Genomic DNA, 20865 nt, shown 5'->3' on the forward strand with positions numbered 1-20865 from the left:
GGTGAAAGGGATTGGCATCTGTACAACTCGCAATTGAAAACTTAACGAAGCTCTATCCTACTGGAGAAGGTGTAAAAAATATTAATATTGATATTCAGCATGGAGAGATGGTTTCGTTACTTGGACCTTCAGGATGTGGAAAGACAACGGTGCTGCGTTCTGTGGGGGGATTTATCAAGCCAGATAGTGGAGATATAAAAATCACAGGTGAGAGTGTATTATCCTTGCCACCAGAGAAAAGACCGACAGCAATGGTCTTTCAAAGCTACAACTTATGGCCGCATATGACAGTGTTCGACAATTTAGGTTTTAGTTTAAAACTAAAGAAAGTTCCTAAGGCAGAGATAAAGAAAAAGGTCGAGTGGGCATTAGAACTGGTGCAGCTACCGGGCGCCGAGAAAAAGTACCCAAGTGAGCTTTCTGGAGGACAACAGCAGCGAATTGCTGTCGCTCGTACACTCATTATGAATCCAAAGGTATTACTGCTTGATGAACCATTCTCAGCTCTTGATGCGAAGCTTAGACACGAACTGCGGGCAGAGCTTCGTGAAATCCAAGCACGGGAAAAGCTGACAATGCTCTTCGTGACGCACGACCAAGAAGAAGCACTCTCGATTTCTGACAAAATTGTTGTCATGAATAAAGGAAAAATTGAACAAATTGCAACTCCTCAGGAAATCTATACGAAGCCAGCTTCTTTATTCGTAGCACAGTTTATCGGGAAAATGAACTTTATTTCAGCTGTTAATTCGAAATCGTTTCTTGAGGTAGGTCCGCTAAGGCTCCCTACACAACATTCATACAGTGGGAATGTTACGATTGGGGTTCGTCCGGAAGATGTTGTTTTAGTAAAAGAAAAGAACCAAGGAATGGGTGCAACTGTGACTAAGGTTATGATGCTAGGTCACTATGCAGAAATTACACTCCATACCCTGGTAGGATCATTAAAAATGTTCGTAGACCGTAATAATATCACAGATTATCATATTGGACAAAGTATTTTGATTACATTTTCACGTTTTCAAATTTTTTCTGAACAAATAGAAGAAAAAATACAGGAGGCAATAATCTGATGAACAAGAATAAAATGTGGAAGAAAATGCTCGTTACAATGGTAGGCGTCACAACATTGGTAGGTCTTTCTGCGTGTGGAAACGATAAAGCGGCATCTACTCAAGACAAAAATCAAAAAACAACCATCTCATTATATTCTAGCGGATCGCTTAATGTGAAGGATTATTGGAATAAGGTTATTCCGATGTTTGAAAAACAGCACCCTGAGATAGACGTTAAATTAGTCTTTGTTGACTCAGGAACGAGCGGTCAGACATCTCTAGACCGGATTATTGCAGCTAAGAAAACAGGAAAAGATTCAGGAATTGATATTCTTGAAGGTAGTAACTCCGATATTGCTAAAGGTCAAAAAGAAGGTAATATTTTCGTTCCACTTAATCAAAAGGATGTACCAAATTTAGAGCGAGTTGATCCTGAAAATTTGAAAGGAACGAATAACTTTGGTTTGCCGTACCGAGCTTCTTCTGTTGTTCTTGCTTACAATTCAGATAAGGTAAAGAATGCACCAAGTACACCTGATGAATTGTATCAATGGATAAAAGCGAATCCTGGACGATTTGCTTATAATGATCCAAGCACGGGTGGTGCAGGGGATTCATTTGTAATCACTTCGATTTACAATTCTCTTCCAGCAGACGCAATGAATAATACAGACAAGAGTATCATGAACCAATGGGATAAAGGCTTCCAATTACTTAAAGATTTAAATCCTTATATGTACAAACAAGGGGTATATCCTAAGAAAAACCAAGGTACATTAGACTTGCTTACAAGTGGAGAAGTTGACATGATTCCAGCTTGGTCTGATATGGCACTTGAACAAATAAATAAAGGTTTATTACCGAAATCAACGAAATTGAAACAGCTAACTCCTCAGTTTACAGGTGGTCCATCTGATTTAATGGTCGTTGATAATGGAGATAAAAATAAACAAAAAGCAGCAGATACATTTCTAAATTATGTGTTATCAACAGATGCACAAGTTGCCGTTGTGAATGATATGTACGGATATCCTGGAATTAAATGGAGCTACTTACCACAAGAAATGCAGAAGAACTTTGAATCTGTAAGCGGCGGATATCGTTCATTTAATGGAGGATCAGACTTATCGAATGAGCTTCATAAACGTTGGCAGAAAGAGGTTGCCACGAAATGAGGAAGCCAGTAAACATGGTAGGGATGGCGATGGTTATGCCATCCTTCCTTATCCTTCTCTTTCTTGTTATCTATCCGGTTTTTCTTTCTATTAAAGAGAGTTTTACTGGGGCGAACAATGCATTTTCTTTTGAGAATTATGTATATCTATTTACCGATCCCTCAATGGTTAGCAATATTAAGTTTACATTAATGATTACAGTAATTTCAACGATACTTGTACTTGGGCTTGCCTATGGCCTTGCATGTTATTTGCGCTTTTCAAAAGGATGGATGGCCAATCTGATTAATCGGCTTTACTTAATTCCTATCTTTATTCCAGGTGTTATTGCTGTCTATGGGTTTATTAACTTTTATAGAGACAATGGATGGGTTGCTCGTTTTATCGGACAACAAAATATGCCTTCCATCATCTATAATGAGCCTGGGCTTATTATGATAAACATTTGGTTTAATATTCCGTTTACGACGATGCTGCTCGTATCAGCTCTTAGTGCGATTCCTGATTCAATGATTGAGAGTGCAAGGGATGTTGGGGTGAAGAAATGGCAAATTTTCACTAAGTTCCTTCTGCCCTTATCATATAGAACGTTGCTAGTAGGTATTACGTTCGTTTTTATGGGGATTATCGGAAGTTTCACGGCGCCATTTTTGATTGGAAAAAATGCACCGCAAATGCTAGGTGTGAGTATGCAACAACATTTTTCACAATTTAATGAAGTGGGTCAGGCAAGTGCCATTGCAGTGTTCCTCTTTGTTATGTGTGCCATTGTTGGCTCCTTCTACATTCGTAACAATTTAAAGACGAGTAGAAAGGGCAGTTTTTAATAGTTAAAGTAACGTAGAAAAACAAACACAAAAACGCCTTCGGTGACAAGTGGTATTCCTCTTCAGCCTGGTCGAACGAAGGAACTAAGATGAAAAGGATGAAGTGTACCGGAGGTGTTCTTTGTGTAGAATTTGGGATGGGTAGGAATCGATTATTATGAAGATGACTGAAAAGAAACTTTGCTTATTTCAAACGAAGAGTACTTTAAACCATACAAGTACGCAAACACATACAGAACACCGTTTCTTTGTACCGCAAGAAACAACGGAAATACAGATTACCTTTAACTATTCGCCAGTTCTAGTTGATGATCAAGAACGACAAAGTATCTTAATTGAAGAGGCGCTTAAGTATGATAAAGAACTCGACCCGGCAGAAGTGAAGGATGTAATCCTTCGTAATTTATTAACCATTTCTATCGATGATCCGGATGGATTTCGAGGTGCTGCTCATCGCTCAGCCGGTTTGCAGAATATTGTCATAGGGGAAAAAGAGGCAACAGCCGGATTTTGGAAAGGGTCTATCCAAGCAGGTTTATGGTCTGTTACCGTAAGTGCTCATGCCATTTTAACAGAAATGTGTACCTATGAACTTATTATTGAAGGAACGGGTCAATTTGCCGATAACTTTGATCGTGACCGAATTTGGCGAAATTATGATGGATTAGAGAATATTAAGGCAAACGACATCGAATATCAACCGCAATATATGGGAAACGCCCCAACGCGTTGGGTAGCAGCAGAACTTCATAGTCACACGAACCATAGTGATGGGATCCAATCGCTAGAAGAGCTAGCATCAATTGCAAAACAAAGAGGACTTGAAGTGGTCGCAGTTACAGATCATAACACGACGAGTCCTTTGCAGGAAAAAGAACAGGTGGAACAAGAAACGGGTATTCGGATCATCAATGGTCTTGAGTGGACAACGTTTTTTGGGCATGTACTGACGCTTGGATATAAATCACCGCAATATAGTGAATGGCGAAAAGTTGGACCAACAGACATTCATCGCGGAATTAGAGAAATTAAGGCGCTAGGAGCACTTGTTGGCATTGCCCATCCATTTCGAAAGGGGAATCCCTTCTGCACTGGCTGTTATTTTGAGTATATGATTACCAATTTACAAGATTTTGATTATATTGAAGTATGGAATTCGGATTCTCCATCATTAAAACGTTACAATCAGCGTGCATTCCAGCTCTGGACGAATTTACTGAATAAAGGCTATCATCTTCCAGCGGTATCTGGACGTGATTGGCATCATAACATAGGTGATAACCCTTTAGTTGCAACAACTCATATACTCGTTAAAGAAGAAAGTACGCAAGAAGCTTTTGAACAGGAGATGCTTGATGCAATAAAGCAAGGAAGATTATCAATCTCGTACGGAGGACCTTTCATTCTTACTGCCAACGTTCGAGGATTACAAGTGCAAATTGGAGATTGCGTGAAAGTAGAAGAAGAAGCAGTTACATTTGAAGTTAGTTTTCCAGATCCTTCTCTTTGGCATTCAGCTATTGACACTGAATCTCTAAGACTCCAACTTGAGAGCAATCTAGGGACATTGTACAGCAAAGCTATGCGGAATGAGCGTTTTTCTGTTGAAGGAAGCGGTCTGAAGTGGGCGAGAGCAGAGCTTTGGGGTTTAATCGATGGACAAGAGTTACTAGTGGCGTTCACAAATGCGATTTACTTCGAATGATAAATCTGTAAAAGAAAATAGTCTCCATGTCACTTTGCAAAATCGCTTCGGACTTTTGATGTTAGCATGGCCGATTTTTTTAGATCAATTTCTAAAAGTCGTGTTGGTAAATGTAGATACGCTCATGCTTAGCGGGTATTCAGACCAGGCTGTTGCTGCGGTCGGTGTCAGCTCTCAGATCATCCTTGTCACGACATTTATATATGGATGCATTGGGATTGGTTCGCAGATCATGATTGCACAACTCGTCGGAGCCAAAAACATGAAAAGAATTCAGGACGTGATTTCTGCAGCGCTATGTTTGGCAACCTGGTTTGGACTCGTACTAAGTCTTGTGTTTTTATTTGCCTCTAAATGGATGTTATCCCTGCTAGGAAGTTCGGGAACTTTCCTTGATTATGCTCAAACCTTTTTAGTCGGTGTCGGATCCATTACTTTATTTGTTTGTCTTCAATCAACGATTGTAGCCATTCTACGAAGCTATGGATATGTAAAATACGCGGTATTGGTTCCAATTATAATTAATCTCTTGAATCTATTTGGAAACTATCTCTTAATTTATGGGAATCTTGGATTTCCTAAGCTTGGCGTTACTGGTGTCGTAATATCGACAACAGTCAGTAATGTAATTGGGTTCGTACTTGCTATCATCTTACTAAAACAGTTGCTTGGTTATCGTTTGCGATGTAAGGAACTACTGTTCGGAAAAAAACAGGAAATGAAGAACATCCTAAATATCGGTATCCCATCCTCGGGAGAAACGTTCTCATACAACGCATCCATGCTATTAGTTACAGTAATGGTGACGTTTCTTGGAGAGACGGAACTGACAACAAAAATCTATGTACAAAATATAACCCAGTTTGTAACACTTTTTAGTATTTCTATTGGTGGGGCAACACAAATTTTGATTGGCTTTCTCATTGGAGCTGGGGACCAGACAGCTGCGTACAAACGGGCGTTCAAAAACCTTCGAATCGGCCTTGTCTTCACAGCTGTCAGCAGTACACTATTATTCTTACTAAGTGATCCATTGATGAGATTGTTTACAGAAAATCAGTCTATCATTACGTTGTCAAAGAGCATTTTTCTTTTGACGATTATCCTAGAGATCGTTCGAACCATTAACATTATCATAATTGGGTCCCTTAATGCCGCGCTCGATGTACGCTTTCCTGTATATGTTGCTATTGTCGTCATGTGGTTCATTTCCATTCCGTTAACTTATTTTTTTGGTCTCCACACATCATTAGGTTTAAAAGGCATTTGGTTAGGATTGATCGCAGACGAGGGCATTCGCTCTGCACTCATGCTTTATCGATGGAGTTCCGGAGTATGGAAGAGGAAAAGTTTGGTGCATGTGTCGCCCAAAAATTTGTCGGAGATTGATAGAGGATAACAGCCTTTCGGAATAAGTTCCGAAAGGTTTTTTGTGTGCAAGAAGTGTTAACGGCAGAAAACAAAGGTTTAACGGCGAAAAAAGGAAGGTTAACGGCGAAAAACCGCTGTGTAACGGCAAACCCACCAGATCAGAGGAAGAAAAGCGAACCCTCGAATAAGTTAACGGTGAAAAACAAAGGTTTAACGGCGAAAATAGAAAGGTTAACGGCGAAAAAGCGTCGTGTAACGGCAAAAGGACCAGATCAGAGGAAGAAAAAGGAGCCCAGAAACAAGTTAACGGCGAAAGGCAGAGGTTTAACGGCGAAACTCAATAGGTTAACGGCGAAAAAATGTCTTGTAACGGCAAAAGGACCTGTTCAGAGGAAGAAAAGGGAGCCCAGAAATAAGTTAACGGCGAAAAAGAAAGGTTTAACGGCGAAAAAGAAAGGTTTAACGGCAAAAATAGAAAGGTTAACGGCGAAAAAGCGTCGTGTAACGGCAAAAGGACCTGTTCAGAGGAAGAAAAGGGGGCCAAACAATAAGTTAACGGCGAAAAAGAAAAGTTTAACGGCGAAAAAGAAAGGTTTAACGGCGAAAAAAGGAAGGTTAACGGCGAAAAACCGCTGTGTAACGGCAAACCCACCAGATCAGAGGAAGAAAAGCGAACCCTCGAATAAGTTAACGGCGAACAACAAAAGTTTAACGGCAGAAACAGGAGCGCTAACAGCGAAAACCCATCTTGTAACAGCAAAACCCACCAGATTAGAGAAAGAACGAGAACCCGTGAATAAATTATTGGCAAATAACAATAGTGGAACAGCAGAAAAAGAAGTGTGTAATGACACTTTTGGTCTTGTATCAGCAAAAACTAATGATGAAACAGTAAAAAACAGTCACATTTTGTTCAAATGTGAACTTCTTATGAACTTTCCGATAATTAAGACTATATTTATTAGGATAATACTATAATCAATATAGAAATACATATCAGCTATAAAGGGGTGGATTAGCATGTTTTCTAATATTGGTGTTCCTGGCTTAATTTTAATTTTAACTCTTGCACTTATTCTATTTGGACCTAAGAAGCTCCCCGAAATTGGTCGTGCGTTTGGTCAAACGTTAAAGGAATTTAAGAAATCTACAGCTGAATTAACGAATGATGTAGTAAGTGAAGTGAAGGAAGAGAAGAAGGAAGAGCAAAAGGTTGAAGCGAAATAAGGTGTAGTGGTTTTGCTCTTCGGCATGAAAACGATTTCGTATGTATTAATGCGAGTCGTTTTTTTGTGAAGCGGTAGCCGTAAACCTTATGAATGGGCAGGGGAAGAGGATGATAGATAAAGAATTGCAGATTGTAGACCATTTAGAGGAATTGCGGAAACGGATTATTATTTCAGCGGTAGGGTTTGTTGTGTTTTTTATCGTTGGGATTGTGTTTTCCGTCGACATTTATAAATGGTTTGCAAAGAGTATTGATATGAAACTATCGGTACTCGGACCAAGTGATATAGTATGGGTGTATTTTATGCTTGGGATGGTGATCGCGGTTGTAGGGACGATTCCTGTTATTGCCGTGCAGATTTGGTTGTTTGTGCGTCCGGCTCTGCGACCGAAGGAGAGAAAGGTTACGCTTACGTATGTGCCGGCACTCTTTTTCTTATTTATCATCGGGCTTGCGTTTGGTTATTTTGTAGTGTTTCCTATGATTCTTTCGTTTTTGCTTCATTTGGGCCAGGATATGTTTGCGGCCCAGTTTACGGCACAGAAATATTTTCAATTTATGTTGAATGTGACGTTGCCGTTTGGGGTGTTATTCGAGCTTCCGGTCGTCGTTATGTTTTTAACTTCGCTTGGTATTATAAATCCTTATGTATTATCAACCATTCGTAAGTATGCCTATTTTGTTTTGGTAGTAATTGCTGTTGTTATTACACCGCCAGAATTTGTGTCCGATATACTCGTAACGATTCCTTTATTAGTGCTCTATGAAATCAGTATTCTTATTTCTAAGTTTGTTTTTCGAAAGAAACTGAAGCGTCAGCGGGAAGAAGAGGAGGATTTCAAGCAAGAGGATGCTACCTAATCGTTATGACGTTTTCACTATACAAATAGTGATTAAGAAGTTTTTGTGAACAATTCTAACATACTAGGACGAAAACCCTATTGGTATGTTACATTTACCCTGAATTTTTAGTATCTACATAGTTATTCCATGGAAAATGGAGGGATCTAGCAAATGAAGAAGCAGAAAACAATCTATGAAACTGCAATGGATAATGGGGTTACCCGAAGAGATTTTTTGAAGATGTGTACCGTATTGGCTGCGGCGGTTGGTCTTGACTTTTCCCAAACAGATCAAGTCGTAAAAGCAATGGAAACGAGTACAAGAGTACCTGTCGTATGGTTGCAATTCCAAGATTGTACAGGCTGTTCAGAGTCGTTTATCCGTTCTTCTCAGCCTAAAGTTGAAAGCGTTCTATTTGATATGATATCACTCGAATACACTGAAGTTCTTTCGGCTGCATCCGGATTTCAAATTGAAGCAGCGATGGAACAGGTGTTGAAAAACTATAAAGGAAAGTATGTTCTTGCGGTTGAAGGAAGTATTCCTCAAGATGGCTTCTTAAATATTGGGGGAAAATCAGGAAAGGATACCTTCATTGAAATGGCTTCGAATGCGCAAGCTGTCATTGCCTATGGATCTTGTTCCGCATGGGGCGGTATTCCTGCTGCTTATCCGAATCCAACAGGAGCAAAACCAATTACGAGTTTTCAAACGAGCACACCTACTATTCTCGTTCCAGGGTGCCCGCCGATTGCAGAGGTAATGACTGGTGTGATTGCTCATATTATAACATTCGGAAAATTGCCAGAATTGGATCATCTCGGACGTCCGAAGGCCTTCTATCGCCATCGTATCCATGATAAATGTAACCGCCGTGCATATTTTGATGCAGGCTTGTTTGTGGAGTCCTTTGATGATGAAGGAGCAAAGCAAGGGTATTGCTTATATAAAGTAGGCTGCAAGGGACCAACAACTTATAATTCCTGTGCTGAAATGCGCTGGAATGGAGGGGTTAGCTATCCGATTCAATCGGGAAATCCATGTATTGGCTGTTCAGAAAAAGGCTTCTGGGATAACGGTCCTCTTTACACAAGAAGAGCGAAAGTTCCTGGTTCGCAAACGACGATTAGTCCGGATACGGTTGGATTAGCAGCAGTTGGTGTTACGACAGCTGGTATTGCTGTTCATGCAGCAGGAACTGTAATTAAGAAAAAAATCGATGACAAACGAGGGGAAGACGAATGAGCGAGCGCATAGTAGTAGATCCAATTACGAGAATTGAAGGCCATCTTCGCGTTGAGGTTGATATCGATGAAACGGGTATGATTAAGGATGCATTTAGTTCTGGGACAGCGGTTCGAGGACTAGAGTTAATCGTACGAAACCGTGATCCTCGTGACGTGTGGGCGTACATTCAACGTATTTGCGGCGTTTGTACATCGACTCATGCTCTTGCGTCACTTCGGTCTGTTGAAGATGCACTAGGAATTACAATCCCAAGAAATGCCCATTTGATACGTGACATTATGAATATGGTTATCTTCTTTCATGACCATGTCGTTCACTTCTATCATTTGCATGCGTTAGACTGGGTCGATGTAATCAGTGCCTTAAAGGCAAATCCTGCTGAAACATCACGAATTGCGCAGTCGATTTCAAGCTGGCCAAAATCTTCTCCTGGCTATTTTGCAGATGTACAAAACAAAGTGAAGAAGCTAGTTGATAGCGGACAACTTGGCATTTTTGCAAATGGATACTGGGGACATAATGCATATAAGCTTCCACCAGAAGTGAACTTATTAGCGGTTGCTCACTATTTAGAAGCATTGGATTGGCAAAAGGAAGTTGTTAAGGTACAAACGATTTTTGGTGGTAAAAATCCGCATCCTCACTATGTAGTAGGAGGTATGGCAACTCCTCTAGATATTAATAGTGATAATGGTATTAACGCAGAGCGATTAATGCATGTATCACAAATCATTGACCAAGCTCGTGAATTCGTAAGCCAAGTGTATGTGCCTGACGTGATTGCCATCGGTTCTTATTATAAAGATTGGACGTATGGCGGCGGTTTAGATAACTATTTATGCTATGGTGATTTCTCAACAGGCAGCATATATGATACGAAATTATACCGTTTTCCACGAGGAATTATATTAAATGGAAATATGAATGAAGTACATGATGTTGATCTTAAGGATCCTGAACAAGTGAAGGAGTTTATTGATCATTCTTGGTATACATATGATGGTAAGGAAGGCGGCGGAGTTGGTAAGCATCCGTTCGAAGGAGAAACTGCTCTTCATTATACAGGACCGCAAGCACCATATAAGAATCTGGATACGAATAAGCAATATAGCTGGCTGAAAACACCGCGTTGGAAGAATCAACCGATGGAAACGGGCCCGCTTGCTCGGATGATGGTCGGTTATGCATCAGGAAATCAAGAGATTGTAAGCTTGATGGACGATACGTTGAAAAAACTAGGTCTTCCAATTACCGCAATGAAATCAGCGCTTGGTCGTACGGTGGCACGCTCGCTAGAAACAATTCTTCTTTCGAATTGGCTTCGTCACGACATGGATGAGCTGCTTACCAATATTAAGAACGGAAATCAGGTTACATTTGACCGTACGAAATGGGAGCCAGAAACTTGGCCGAAGAAAGCACAAGGAGTGGGCTGGGTAGAAGCACCACGCGGAGCACTCGGTCACTGGATTGACATTGAAAATGGAAAAACGAAGAACTATCAAGCCGTTGTTCCATCTACTTGGAATGCATCGCCGCGTGATCAGAATAATAATATTGGAGCCTATGAAGCAGCTTTGAAGGGAACTCCGATGCTAAATAAGGAACAGCCATTAGAAATTTTGCGTATTATTCATTCCTTTGATCCTTGTCTTGCTTGTGCAGTACATTTAACAGATTTAGAATCTAACAAAACGACTGAAATTCGATTAGGTTAGGAGGAGACAAGCTATGTCAGACCTCATGCCAACAGCACATAATACCAATACTCATGTTCCTGGCAAGGATAGTGAAGCGACGTTTCATCCGGAACGTCCCATTAAATATAAGACAATAAAACAAGATGTCGTTAAAGTTTATGTGTGGGAATTACCAGTTCGAATTTTTCATTGGATCAATGTAGCGGCAATTATCATGCTTATGATAACGGGGATTTATATCGGAAAACCATTTGTTGGTTCAACTGTACCAGAGGAAGCATATTATTCCTATGTCATGGGCTGGGCGAGATATATACACTTTTTTGCAGCGTTCCTTTTCACAATCAATCTTCTTTATCGATTGTACTGGGCGTTTATAGGAAATAAATTTGCCACATCGAATCCATTTCGCTTGGTGTTTTGGAAAGAAGTATTCGAAACAATTAAATTTTATCTATTCTTAAAAAATAAGAAACCGCATTACATTGGCCATAACCCACTTGCACAGCTTAGTTACTGGATCTTTATCGGTCTTGGTTCTTGGGTAATGATGCTAACAGGCTATTATATGTATTTTGAGCCACAGCCAGAATCATTCTGGGGTAAGCTATTCGTTTGGGTTCCGACTCTGTTTGGCGGAGATAGCTATTCGGTTCGTTCTTGGCACCACTTAGTAGCATGGGCATTTATGTTATTTACAGTTATTCACGTCTATATGGCAGTTCGCGATGATTATCTCGAACGAAATGGTACCATTTCTTCGATGTTTACAGGCTACAAGACTGAACCGAAAAAATTAGTTGGTGATAAGAATGATGAATCGAAATAAAGATAAAATCACAATACTTGGAATTGGCAACACCCTCTTCACAGATGAGGGTGTTGGTATTCATTTGTTGCCGCTCCTTGAAGAAGCGTATAAGGATGACGAACAAATTGAGATTATAGAGGGATTAACGGATGGGATGAAGCTTCTCGGTCCGGTTGAGGAAGCGGAAAATCTTATTATCATTGATGCGATTAATGCAGGTGTAGAAGGCGGAACCATTCTTTCATTAGAAGGAGACGAAATTCCTGCTTATTTTGGTATTAAGATGTCCGTTCATCAGATGGGTTTTCAGGAAGTGCTATTTGCAGCGAAATTTAGAGAGCGCTATCCGAAACGAATTATTATGTTTGGTATGCAGCCTACTTCATTAGAACTAGGTGTAGACCTAACCGAAACGAATCAAGCAAACCTAGGTGAATTAGCTGAAGCGGTTATGAATCAAGTAAAATGCTGGAGACATGTATCATGAATCGTCTCGATTTCTTAAAAGAAGTGGCGGGAAGCATATTTCAAACTGTGAAATATGTGTATGAGCCTTTTTTAAAGGATGATATAGAAAAAGTGGAAGAAGCAGCAGATCGTGCTCTTGGAATTACATGGGTACCTGTGATGAAGCATGATGAAATGGGTAACCGGCCGGAAGTTCGTTATGCTTCTGGCAAACCGGTTATCATTTTCTCACATGAAGAAAAGCTTCATGCGATTAGCGGAATTTGTCCGGCTTGCTCCAATCTTATTCAAGTTCGGACGTATGATCATGTAGCAACATGTATGAGTTGTGACAAGGAATACAATTTGAAAACAATGGACGGAGAATTATCTGTCCAAAGCTTACAGATAAAAAGGAAGGACCAAATGTATGTTGTTGGCCTTACAGACAACGGTAAAAGGTGATCGTGATGCATGAAATGTCATTGATGGGAGATATTTTGCAGCTCGTTCAAGAGGATGCAGCAAAAAGGGGTATCGTTCAAATAAAGAAAATCGAATTAATTGTAGGAGAAATAAGCAATGCGATGCCAGACGCATTGGAGATGGCCTTCGAAATTTTTCGTGATCAAAACCCGTATCTTTTTAAGGAAACAGCACAATTAATGATTCATACCGAGGAAGCGAAGGCAGAGTGTGTCATTTGTGGTCTGACGTATCATCCGACCCAGAAGATTGCACTCTGTCCGAACTGTAACATTCCATCTGGTAAAGTATTAGCAGGGGAAACATTTCAAGTGTTATCTTATGAGGGGAGCGATGAATCATGAATATAACGTTACGAACAGATGTATTAACGAACAATAATAAGGCGGCTGATTTTAACCGCGATCTTTTTGAAAAAACGAATACACTTGTGATTAATTTAATGAGCTCTCCCGGAGCCGGTAAAACGACATTGTTAGAGGAAACGGTAAAGGCGTTATCTGGATCCTATCGTATTGCTGTTATTGAAGGCGACTTAGCGACGGAGCGAGATGCTGATCGTATACGTGCAATGGGGGCAAAGGCTGTCCAAATTAACACCTATGGCGGCTGCCATTTGGATGCAAGAATGGTTGCAGCAAGCCTTGGTGAATTGGATTTAGATGAAATCGATTTATTATTTATTGAGAATGTAGGGAACCTTGTCTGTCCATCTGGATATGATTTGGGACAGAACCATAAAGTTGCCGTTCTTAGTGTTCCTGAAGGAAATGATAAGATTCCGAAATATCCGCAAATGTTTATGCGTACCGAGCTTGTTCTTCTTAACAAAATTGATTTACTTCCTTATCTTGATTTTAATGTAGAGGAAGCGAAGAAGGATTTACTAGATATTAATCCAAATTCAGAGCTGATTCCTCTTTCAGCAAGAACAGGAACAGGACTAGAAGAATGGTATGCATGGATTCAAGAGGCGTATAAAAAATGTATGCAGTAAATGTCAGCATCTGCGGGCGGGTACAAGGGGTAGGATTTCGGCCGTTTGTATACCAGCTCGCCCATGCTCATCATCTAGCGGGAACGGTACAAAATAATATGGACGGTGTAAAAATTACAGCCGAAGGAGCGAAGGCGGATGTACAGCAGTTTTTGCATGAACTGCAAAGTAAAGCGCCTCGTCTCTCGCATATTAGTAATATAATTGTAGTAGATACAGTACCAACCAATGCAACCGATTTTACCATTATCGAAAGTGAGCGCACCGGAACCTCGTCTCTTGTCATTCCAATCGATTCTGCAGTATGCGACGATTGCTTAGAAGAGATGAATGATGAGACTAATTTTCGCTATGAATATCCGTTTATCAATTGTACGCAGTGCGGGCCAAGGTATACGATTATTGAAGAGCTTCCTTATGACCGGCCGTACACAGTGATGAAGAGCTTTGCTATGTGCCCAGATTGTCAAAGAGAATATGAGGATCCGACCAATCGGCGTCATCATGCACAGCCTATCGCTTGTCCTACATGTGGTCCATCCGTTACACTTTTGGATCAGCATGGACATAAGCTTGAAACGCAGCAACCGATAAAGCAAGCTATGCAGTTGATACAAGCAGGTCATATAGTGGCGATCAAAGGACTAGGCGGTTATCATCTTTGCTGTGATGCAGCGAATGAACAGGCTGTCACACTGCTGCGAAAACGTAAAAACCGTCCAGCACGGCCGCTTGCGGTTATGGCCGCATCTCTTTCTGCTATTAATGCTTTCGCCTTTGTGAATGAGGCAGAGAAGAAGCTGCTGAAGAGTCCTGAGGCACCTATTGTCATTGTAAAGAGAAAAGAAGGGAAGCTGGCAAGAAGTGTAGCACCGAAGATGACAACGGTTGGCGTAATGCTTCCGTACACACCGCTCCATCATTTGCTGTTTAAGGATAATGAGAATGGTTGTTTTGTCATGACGAGTGCCAATCCTTCCGGGATGCCGCTTCTCTATAAAGATAACGAAGCACTCACCTACTTAGATGGAATCGCTGATTATTATCTTGTTCATAATCGGGAGATCATTCATCCTGTTGATGATTCGGTTGTACAAGTAAGTGATGGTCGTTTAGATTTCTTCCGAAGAGCGAGGGGCTATGTTCCTGATCCTTTCGTGGCAAGTAACGATGTATCTGGAATGGTTGCCTTTGGGGGCCAACAAAAAACAACGTTTACGATTGGTAGAAACGAGCAAGTTTTTCTTGGACCGCACATCGGTGATTTGGAGAATATGGAAACGATTCATCATTACCGGCAGGAGTACGACCATTTAATGAAATGGATGGATATTAAGCAGGACATCGCAGTGATCGATATACATCCAGGTTATGCAACGAGACAGCTTGTGGAAGAATTTCATACGGTACTGGAAGTACAGCACCATCATGCTCATATGGCTGCCTGTATGGAGGAACATCATCTTACAGGAAAAGCCTATGGAATCATCCTCGATGGAACCGGATACGGACTTGACGGAAACGTTTGGGGATTCGAAGTGTTTTACGGAGATGCCAGCAGTGCACAAAGACTTGCTCATTTGCAATATACACCTCTTCCCGGCGGAGAAGCTTGCATTCGCGAGCCATGGCGAAATGCAGTCGCTATGCTGCTAGACTTACTTGAAGAAGAAGGAGAAAGCTTAGCACGTTCTCTATTTCCAGATAAAGAAAAAGAGATTCATATTTTGAAAAAAATGATAGAAAATCATATTAATATTGTTCAGGCGGGTACTTGTGGCCGCTTGTTTGATGCGGTTAGCGCATTATGCGGGATTACGAAAATTGCGAGCTATGACGGAGAGGCAGCCATTTTGCTCTCGGAATTAGTGGATGAAACGAACGTGTACGAGCCTTATTCGTATGAATGCATAGAGGGTGAGCTTGTAACGATTCAAATGAAAGCAATGATTAAGGAAATTGCACGCGACGTGTTAGCAGGCGAAGAAGCAGCAAATATTAGCGGACGCTTTCATGAAACGGTTGTACAGTCTATTCTTACCGCAATAGAAAGAGTAGCCGATATGCAGCCTGAGCAAAGCAGAACCGTCGTATTAGGCGGTGGCAGCTTACACAATCGTTATTTACGTAAACGATTACGAGAAGAGTTAACGAAACGAAAGTTTAACGTATATGTACCGGAACAAGTGCCGTGTAATGATGGAGGCTTATCATACGGTCAATTGGCCGTGGCAGCAGCGAAAAGGAGGGCTAAATCATGTGTGTAGGTGTACCAGCAAAGGTAGTGAAGAAAATGGAATATACGGCGGTAGTTGATGTGATGGGATCACAAACGACCGTTGGTATTATTTTCGTTCCAGAGGTAGAAGAAGGGGACTTTGTTATTGTTCATGCAGGACAAGCGATGAGTATCGTCGATGAACAATATGCAAATAATAGCGTTTTGGAATGGAGGAAGTTGGTCGATGCTCGAAATTCTGAAACAGTCGAATGATCCAGACCTATGTATGCCGCTTGTAGAAGCCGTTCTTGAAAAAGCAAAGGAATTTCAAAAGAAATTTGGACGAAAGCCAGCTTTCATGGAAGTATGCGGATCTCATACGATGGCCCTTGCTAGAACAGGCGTAAAGCAATGTTTAAAGAATGATGTGAATTTAATATCTGGTCCAGGATGTCCGGTTTGCGTAACGGATCAAAAGTCAATTGATGCCATGATTGCGCTTAGCGAAGGGGATAACCGCATTATTTGCACGTTTGGTGATATGATGCGCGTTCCGGGGTCAAACAAAACGCTACTAGATAAAAAAATCGCAGGAAGTGATATTCGGATTGTCTATTCTCCGCTTGATACGGTTACAATCGCTGAAGAAAATCCGGATAAAGAAGTTATCTTTTTAGGTATAGGATTTGAAACGACTATTCCGATTCTGACGCTAATGGTTGGAGAAGCAAAGAAGAGAGGAATTACGAATTTCTCTATTTGGATGACAACGAAATTGGTGGAGCCCGTTCTTCGCTATTTATTAGAAGCAGGAGATGTAAAGCTAGATGGTTTTATCCTTCCAGGCCATGTATCGATTGTACTAGGGGAATCATCCTATAACTATTTAGTGGAAGAGTATCATATATCCGGTGTAATCACAGGATTTGAAACAGCTGAATTGCTTTCTAGCATCTATAAACTTATTGATCTCGCATTACAAGAAAAGACTGCGATTGAAAATAATTATTCATCGGTTGTAAGCAAAAACGGAAATAAAGTTACCCAGCAATGGATGGAAACGTATTTAACAACCTGTGATGAAGCATGGCGCGGCATCGGCGTTATTCAACATAGCGGATTGGACCTAAAGCCAGAATACGATTTGTATAATGCCAAAAAGCGATTTAAGGTGGAAGTAGGAGAACCGCGGAAAACGAAATGCCGTTGCGGGGAAGTGATCCGAGGTTTGATTTCACCTAGTGAATGTCCTTTGTTTGGAAAAGCATGTCAGCCGTTAAATCCAATTGGTCCATGTATGGTATCTGCAGAAGGTAGCTGTGCTGCCTATTATCAATATATGAGGGAGAGTTTGTAATGGAGACGTTCATCAACTTAGCGCACGGAGATGGCGGGGAATTAACGCATCGTCTCATTCGCGATGTATTTGTAGCTGCATTTGGCGAGAAGGATGCGGCATTATTTGATGCAGCATCCTTGCATATTCCAACCGGAAACATAGCTGTTACAACTGATTCCTTCGTTATTAAACCGATTTTCTTCCCAGGTGGTTCAATCGGAAAATTAGCCGTTGCTGGTACAATCAACGATTTAGCTGTGAGCGGTGCAAAGCCGCTTTATCTTACATGCGGTTTTGTCATTGAAGAAGGCTTTCCAATTGCCGATTTAAAGAAAATCGTAATCGATATGGCGAATGAAGCGAAAAAGACGGGTGTTACGATTGTTGCTGGTGACACGAAGGTAGTGGAAAAGGGAAGTGCCGACGGTGTGTTTATTAACACAACTGGGATTGGCGTGTATGAACCGAATAAAGGCTGCAGCCTAGCCTTTGAAGAAGGCGATGCAATTATTATCTCAGGAACGATTGGTGATCACGGTATTGCCGTCTTAACAGCAAGAGGAGACTTAGGAATAACTGCTCCTACGCAAAGCGATTGTGCTTCCCTGAATGGAATGATTGATAGCGTACTTACAGAGTGCGATGGCGTTCGCATTATGCGTGACCCAACGAGAGGCGGTCTTGCTACAACCCTTGTAGAAATTGCCGAAGATTTTCAAGTTACGATGAAAATTAACGAACGGTTGCTGCCGATTAAACAAGAGGTACACGGTGCTTGTGACATTCTAGGCTTCGATCCGCTTTATCTTGCAAATGAAGGGAAAGCCATTTTTATCGTGGCAGACAGTCAGAAAGAAAAAGTCATCGATCTATTAAAATCCTGCCCCGAAGGAAAAGATGCTACCATCATTGGCAGTATCATCAGCAAAGAAAAAGGGCAGCTGCTTTTGGAAACTCCAATTGGCTCCAAACGAATGCTGACTCGATTATCGGGCACTATGTTCCCGCGTATTTGTTAAGCTAGCGCCTCCCTAGCTGATATGATCCCCTTATAGTAGACAGAAAAAAGAAAGCACTTTTATCTGCCTACTATGGAGGGGGATTTTTCTATGGGGAAAATTAGACGTGTAAACAGCTACTCTTTTACATAAGTCGAAAGACATTCAATCGTTATGATAAATCTTTAGTATTATCTTAAAAAACCAATAAAACACAAAAAAGTTAAAGATAAACCCTAATGGATTAAATCTCAACATCCATCCACCAGCATAGAAGAAATTTTCTGCAGGTATCCCCAAATAAAGAAATTCCCCATTATTCCCATTGTTTAGTCCTGTTGTAGGAATAAAGACAAAAACAATAGCGAAAATCAGACTTATAAAGCACAACTTTCTTTTAGCTGAATCCATTCTTTTCTTGTCTCTTAACAACCAATAAGTTATGAAGAATACGATCCCTAAAAAAAGTATTCCTCCCATTTGACACCCCCACACTTATATTTTTGCATATTCATATTTTAGTTATTTTAATCCCAAAAATACTAGGTTGCATTAAATAAACAGATTCTATTTATTTATCTGTCTACCTAATGGGGAGCATATCAAAGCACGGAGGTGTTTTTTTCTTTAGCTGCTCTTGATCAGCAGATTATGCAGTATGATAGAAGGACAAGGATGAAACAATTTTCCTAAATTGGAGTCTGCTTACTGGAGGAAATAATATGATTGGCAAACGAATCAAACATGCGAAGCGATACCAGGAAATTAGCAATGCTTGTATCCGAAATGGCTTTAGCTATATCATCTACCGCTTAGGCTTAACCGATAAATCTATATCAAAGAAGAAGCTTGAGGAAGAAGAAAATATGAATTTGCGCACGATCGGTGTAAAGCTGCGCACGACCCTGCAAGAATTAGGTCCAACCTTTATTAAACTTGGACAAATTGCAAGCACGCGCCGTGATCTTATTCCGGAAGAAATTACAAATGAATTAGAACAGCTTCAGGATCAAGTTTCTTCCTTCTCTTTTGAACAAGTACGAGCCATCATCGAAGAAGAGCTGGGAGGTACGCTAGAGACTTTGTTTCAAGACTTTAACAGGGAACCTCTTGCCACAGCGTCAATTGGTCAGGTGCACATGGCTCATTTGCCTACAGGCGAAGCGGTTGCGATAAAAATTCAACGGCCTGACATTACAAACATAGTGAAAACGGATTTAGAAATTTTAGATGATCTAGCGCAGCTTATGGAAGCAAAACTGTCCTTTGCAAAAAACTATCCAATTCGTAAAATGCTAGAGGAATTTTCTAAATCCTTACTCGCAGAGCTTGATTACACGTTGGAAGGAAGAAATGGCGATCGGGTTGCCAAGCAATTTCTTGACCAACCGGAAATCCGTATCCCAAAGGTATATTGGGAATATTCAACGAAAAAAGTACTCACGATGGAATATGTGCAAGGAATTAAAGTGAATCATTTAGAGGAGCTGGATAGACAAGGCTATGACCGTAAGCTACTAGCTGAGCGAATTACGAATGCCATGCTCCATCAGATATTAATAGAAGGATTCTTTCATGGCGATCCTCATCCAGGTAATATACATATTTTACCGAATCACGTCATCAGCTTCATCGATTTTGGTATGGTTGGCAAGCTAACGGAGGAAATGAAATACAATCTTGCTTCGCTCGTCATTTATTTGCAGCGTAGCAATACGAGAGGTCTTATACATACATTTTCATCTATGGGTATTTTGCCGGATGATACGGATATGAATGCCCTGTACCAAGATATTGAGGATTTACAAATGAAATATTATGATATTCCGTTAAGCAAGATGAGTCTTGGCGGAGCGATTAATGATTTATTTTCTGTCTGTTTTTATCACCAAATTCAAATTCCTGTAAGCTTTACCATTCTCGGAAAGGCGCTTCTCACGGTCGAAGGTATTGTGGAAAATCTAGACCCTGAATTTAGTATTATGACTGCAGCGCAGCCGTTTGGCCAAATCTTACTTCAAAATCGCTATCATCCGAAAACCATTGCAAAAAAATCATGGGATCAATTGATTGAACAAGCGGAAATGCTATCGGGCTTGCCGAAAGATTTAAAGGAAATTACAACGACGATTAAAAAAGGAAAGCTGCGCCTTGATATCCATGTAACCGAACAGCAAGTTTTGTTACAAAAACTAGACACGATTGTAAACCGACTTTCCTTCAGCATTATATTACTATCCTTTAGTATCCTAATGGTTGGACTCATTGTTGGTTCTGCGATTGCTGGTCAAACAACGTTATTGTGGAAAATACCTGCTATCGAGATTGGTTCTGTTGTTGCAACCCTTATGTTCATCTTCATGATTATTTCGATTATAAAATCAGGGCGTATGTAGGGGGAACGAACTGATTGT

Annotated in this window: 21 protein-coding genes; 20 read left to right on the forward strand and 1 reads right to left on the reverse strand. The window is 40.7% G+C overall.

Annotated elements, in window-relative coordinates; all coding sequences use genetic code 11:
- The first annotated feature begins 11 nt into the window (after positions 1-11).
- The 19 genes from ACM5BR_RS00935 (at position 12) to hypE (ending at position 18472) form a co-directional block, all read left to right on the forward strand.
- A complete protein-coding gene (locus tag ACM5BR_RS00935; RefSeq protein WP_416825315.1) occupies positions 12-1073 on the forward strand; it encodes an ABC transporter ATP-binding protein in 1062 nt (353 codons plus the stop codon).
- Positions 1073-2230, forward strand: coding sequence for an extracellular solute-binding protein (locus ACM5BR_RS00940; RefSeq protein WP_416825316.1), 1158 nt, complete (start codon positions 1073-1075; stop codon positions 2228-2230). The genes ACM5BR_RS00935 and ACM5BR_RS00940 overlap by 1 nt, the downstream gene beginning before the upstream one ends.
- Complete coding sequence (locus tag ACM5BR_RS00945) at positions 2227-3057, forward strand: ABC transporter permease (RefSeq protein ID WP_416825317.1); 831 nt, start codon at positions 2227-2229, stop codon at positions 3055-3057. Before ACM5BR_RS00940 ends, ACM5BR_RS00945 begins: the two co-directional genes overlap by 4 nt.
- A gap of 157 nt (positions 3058-3214) precedes the next feature.
- A complete protein-coding gene (locus ACM5BR_RS00950; protein WP_416825318.1) occupies positions 3215-4762 on the forward strand; it encodes a CehA/McbA family metallohydrolase in 1548 nt (515 codons plus the stop codon).
- Positions 4743-6161, forward strand: a complete 1419-nt coding sequence (locus ACM5BR_RS00955) for an MATE family efflux transporter (protein WP_416825319.1) — start codon at positions 4743-4745, stop codon at positions 6159-6161. The genes ACM5BR_RS00950 and ACM5BR_RS00955 overlap by 20 nt, the downstream gene beginning before the upstream one ends.
- A gap of 35 nt (positions 6162-6196) precedes the next feature.
- Complete coding sequence (locus tag ACM5BR_RS00960) at positions 6197-7111, forward strand: hypothetical protein (RefSeq protein ID WP_416825320.1); 915 nt, start codon at positions 6197-6199, stop codon at positions 7109-7111.
- A gap of 42 nt (positions 7112-7153) precedes the next feature.
- The gene (tatA, locus tag ACM5BR_RS00965; RefSeq protein ID WP_416825321.1) at positions 7154-7360 is read left to right on the forward strand and encodes a twin-arginine translocase TatA/TatE family subunit; all 207 of its coding nucleotides are present in this window, start codon (positions 7154-7156) and stop codon (positions 7358-7360) included.
- 109 nt (positions 7361-7469) lie between these two features.
- The gene (tatC, locus tag ACM5BR_RS00970) at positions 7470-8222 is read left to right on the forward strand and encodes a twin-arginine translocase subunit TatC (RefSeq protein WP_416825322.1); all 753 of its coding nucleotides are present in this window, start codon (positions 7470-7472) and stop codon (positions 8220-8222) included.
- A gap of 153 nt (positions 8223-8375) precedes the next feature.
- Positions 8376-9449 (forward strand): hydrogenase small subunit, encoded by a 1074-nt coding sequence (locus tag ACM5BR_RS00975; RefSeq protein WP_416825323.1) that lies wholly within the window; start codon positions 8376-8378, stop codon positions 9447-9449.
- The gene (locus ACM5BR_RS00980) at positions 9446-11170 is read left to right on the forward strand and encodes a nickel-dependent hydrogenase large subunit (RefSeq protein ID WP_416825324.1); all 1725 of its coding nucleotides are present in this window, start codon (positions 9446-9448) and stop codon (positions 11168-11170) included. Before ACM5BR_RS00975 ends, ACM5BR_RS00980 begins: the two co-directional genes overlap by 4 nt.
- Positions 11171-11183: 13 nt before the next feature.
- Positions 11184-11981: a Ni/Fe-hydrogenase, b-type cytochrome subunit gene (gene cybH / locus ACM5BR_RS00985; protein WP_416825325.1), complete on the forward strand. Its 798-nt coding sequence runs from the start codon at positions 11184-11186 to the stop codon at positions 11979-11981.
- A complete protein-coding gene (locus ACM5BR_RS00990; RefSeq protein WP_416825326.1) occupies positions 11968-12450 on the forward strand; it encodes a HyaD/HybD family hydrogenase maturation endopeptidase in 483 nt (160 codons plus the stop codon). The genes cybH and ACM5BR_RS00990 overlap by 14 nt, the downstream gene beginning before the upstream one ends.
- Positions 12447-12875, forward strand: coding sequence for a Rieske (2Fe-2S) protein (locus ACM5BR_RS00995; protein WP_416825327.1), 429 nt, complete (start codon positions 12447-12449; stop codon positions 12873-12875). The genes ACM5BR_RS00990 and ACM5BR_RS00995 overlap by 4 nt, the downstream gene beginning before the upstream one ends.
- A 5-nt stretch (positions 12876-12880) precedes the next feature.
- A complete protein-coding gene (locus ACM5BR_RS01000; protein WP_416825328.1) occupies positions 12881-13240 on the forward strand; it encodes a hydrogenase maturation nickel metallochaperone HypA/HybF in 360 nt (119 codons plus the stop codon).
- A complete protein-coding gene (gene hypB / locus ACM5BR_RS01005; RefSeq protein ID WP_416825329.1) occupies positions 13237-13893 on the forward strand; it encodes a hydrogenase nickel incorporation protein HypB in 657 nt (218 codons plus the stop codon). Before ACM5BR_RS01000 ends, hypB begins: the two co-directional genes overlap by 4 nt.
- Entirely contained in the window at positions 13881-16160 is a 2280-nt protein-coding gene (gene hypF / locus ACM5BR_RS01010) for a carbamoyltransferase HypF (protein ID WP_416825330.1), read from the forward strand. Before hypB ends, hypF begins: the two co-directional genes overlap by 13 nt.
- Positions 16151-16387: a HypC/HybG/HupF family hydrogenase formation chaperone gene (locus ACM5BR_RS01015; protein ID WP_416825331.1), complete on the forward strand. Its 237-nt coding sequence runs from the start codon at positions 16151-16153 to the stop codon at positions 16385-16387. Before hypF ends, ACM5BR_RS01015 begins: the two co-directional genes overlap by 10 nt.
- Positions 16359-17471: a hydrogenase formation protein HypD gene (hypD, locus tag ACM5BR_RS01020; RefSeq protein ID WP_416825332.1), complete on the forward strand. Its 1113-nt coding sequence runs from the start codon at positions 16359-16361 to the stop codon at positions 17469-17471. Before ACM5BR_RS01015 ends, hypD begins: the two co-directional genes overlap by 29 nt.
- Positions 17471-18472 (forward strand): hydrogenase expression/formation protein HypE, encoded by a 1002-nt coding sequence (gene hypE, locus ACM5BR_RS01025; RefSeq protein ID WP_416825333.1) that lies wholly within the window; start codon positions 17471-17473, stop codon positions 18470-18472. The genes hypD and hypE overlap by 1 nt, the downstream gene beginning before the upstream one ends.
- Positions 18473-18616: 144 nt before the next feature.
- Here the strand turns inward: hypE and ACM5BR_RS01030 are convergent, their stop codons facing one another.
- Positions 18617-18931, reverse strand: a complete 315-nt coding sequence (locus ACM5BR_RS01030) for a hypothetical protein (RefSeq protein WP_416825334.1) — start codon at positions 18929-18931, stop codon at positions 18617-18619.
- 242 nt (positions 18932-19173) lie between these two features.
- Here ACM5BR_RS01030 and ACM5BR_RS01035 point away from each other — a divergent pair, with 242 nt between their 5' ends.
- Positions 19174-20847: an ABC1 kinase family protein gene (locus tag ACM5BR_RS01035; protein WP_416825335.1), complete on the forward strand. Its 1674-nt coding sequence runs from the start codon at positions 19174-19176 to the stop codon at positions 20845-20847.
- Positions 20848-20865 lie beyond the last annotated feature (18 nt).

The organism is Ectobacillus polymachus (assembly GCF_048159605.1).
Classification (GTDB): Bacteria; Bacillota; Bacilli; order Bacillales; family Bacillaceae_G; genus Ectobacillus; species Ectobacillus polymachus.

Excerpts from the sequence above, each read along its gene's own strand:
- ACM5BR_RS00940 (WP_416825316.1), top strand. The coding sequence starts at position 1,073 with ATGAACAAGAATAAAATGTGGAAGAAAATGCTCGTTACAATGGTAGGC.
- ACM5BR_RS00945 (WP_416825317.1), top strand. The coding sequence starts at position 2,227 with ATGAGGAAGCCAGTAAACATGGTAGGGATGGCGATGGTTATGCCATCC.
- ACM5BR_RS00950 (WP_416825318.1), top strand. The coding sequence starts at position 3,215 with ATGAAGATGACTGAAAAGAAACTTTGCTTATTTCAAACGAAGAGTACT.
- ACM5BR_RS00955 (WP_416825319.1), top strand. The coding sequence starts at position 4,743 with ATGCGATTTACTTCGAATGATAAATCTGTAAAAGAAAATAGTCTCCAT.
- tatA (WP_416825321.1), top strand. The coding sequence starts at position 7,154 with ATGTTTTCTAATATTGGTGTTCCTGGCTTAATTTTAATTTTAACTCTT.
- tatC (WP_416825322.1), top strand. The coding sequence starts at position 7,470 with ATGATAGATAAAGAATTGCAGATTGTAGACCATTTAGAGGAATTGCGG.
- ACM5BR_RS00975 (WP_416825323.1), top strand. The coding sequence starts at position 8,376 with ATGAAGAAGCAGAAAACAATCTATGAAACTGCAATGGATAATGGGGTT.
- ACM5BR_RS00980 (WP_416825324.1), top strand. The coding sequence starts at position 9,446 with ATGAGCGAGCGCATAGTAGTAGATCCAATTACGAGAATTGAAGGCCAT.
- cybH (WP_416825325.1), top strand. The coding sequence starts at position 11,184 with ATGTCAGACCTCATGCCAACAGCACATAATACCAATACTCATGTTCCT.
- ACM5BR_RS00990 (WP_416825326.1), top strand. The coding sequence starts at position 11,968 with ATGAATCGAAATAAAGATAAAATCACAATACTTGGAATTGGCAACACC.
- ACM5BR_RS00995 (WP_416825327.1), top strand. The coding sequence starts at position 12,447 with ATGAATCGTCTCGATTTCTTAAAAGAAGTGGCGGGAAGCATATTTCAA.
- ACM5BR_RS01000 (WP_416825328.1), top strand. The coding sequence starts at position 12,881 with ATGCATGAAATGTCATTGATGGGAGATATTTTGCAGCTCGTTCAAGAG.
- hypB (WP_416825329.1), top strand. The coding sequence starts at position 13,237 with ATGAATATAACGTTACGAACAGATGTATTAACGAACAATAATAAGGCG.
- hypF (WP_416825330.1), top strand. The coding sequence starts at position 13,881 with ATGTATGCAGTAAATGTCAGCATCTGCGGGCGGGTACAAGGGGTAGGA.
- ACM5BR_RS01015 (WP_416825331.1), top strand. The coding sequence starts at position 16,151 with ATGTGTGTAGGTGTACCAGCAAAGGTAGTGAAGAAAATGGAATATACG.
- hypD (WP_416825332.1), top strand. The coding sequence starts at position 16,359 with ATGCTCGAAATTCTGAAACAGTCGAATGATCCAGACCTATGTATGCCG.
- hypE (WP_416825333.1), top strand. The coding sequence starts at position 17,471 with ATGGAGACGTTCATCAACTTAGCGCACGGAGATGGCGGGGAATTAACG.
- ACM5BR_RS01030 (WP_416825334.1), bottom strand. The coding sequence starts at position 18,931 with ATGGGAGGAATACTTTTTTTAGGGATCGTATTCTTCATAACTTATTGG.
- ACM5BR_RS01035 (WP_416825335.1), top strand. The coding sequence starts at position 19,174 with ATGATTGGCAAACGAATCAAACATGCGAAGCGATACCAGGAAATTAGC.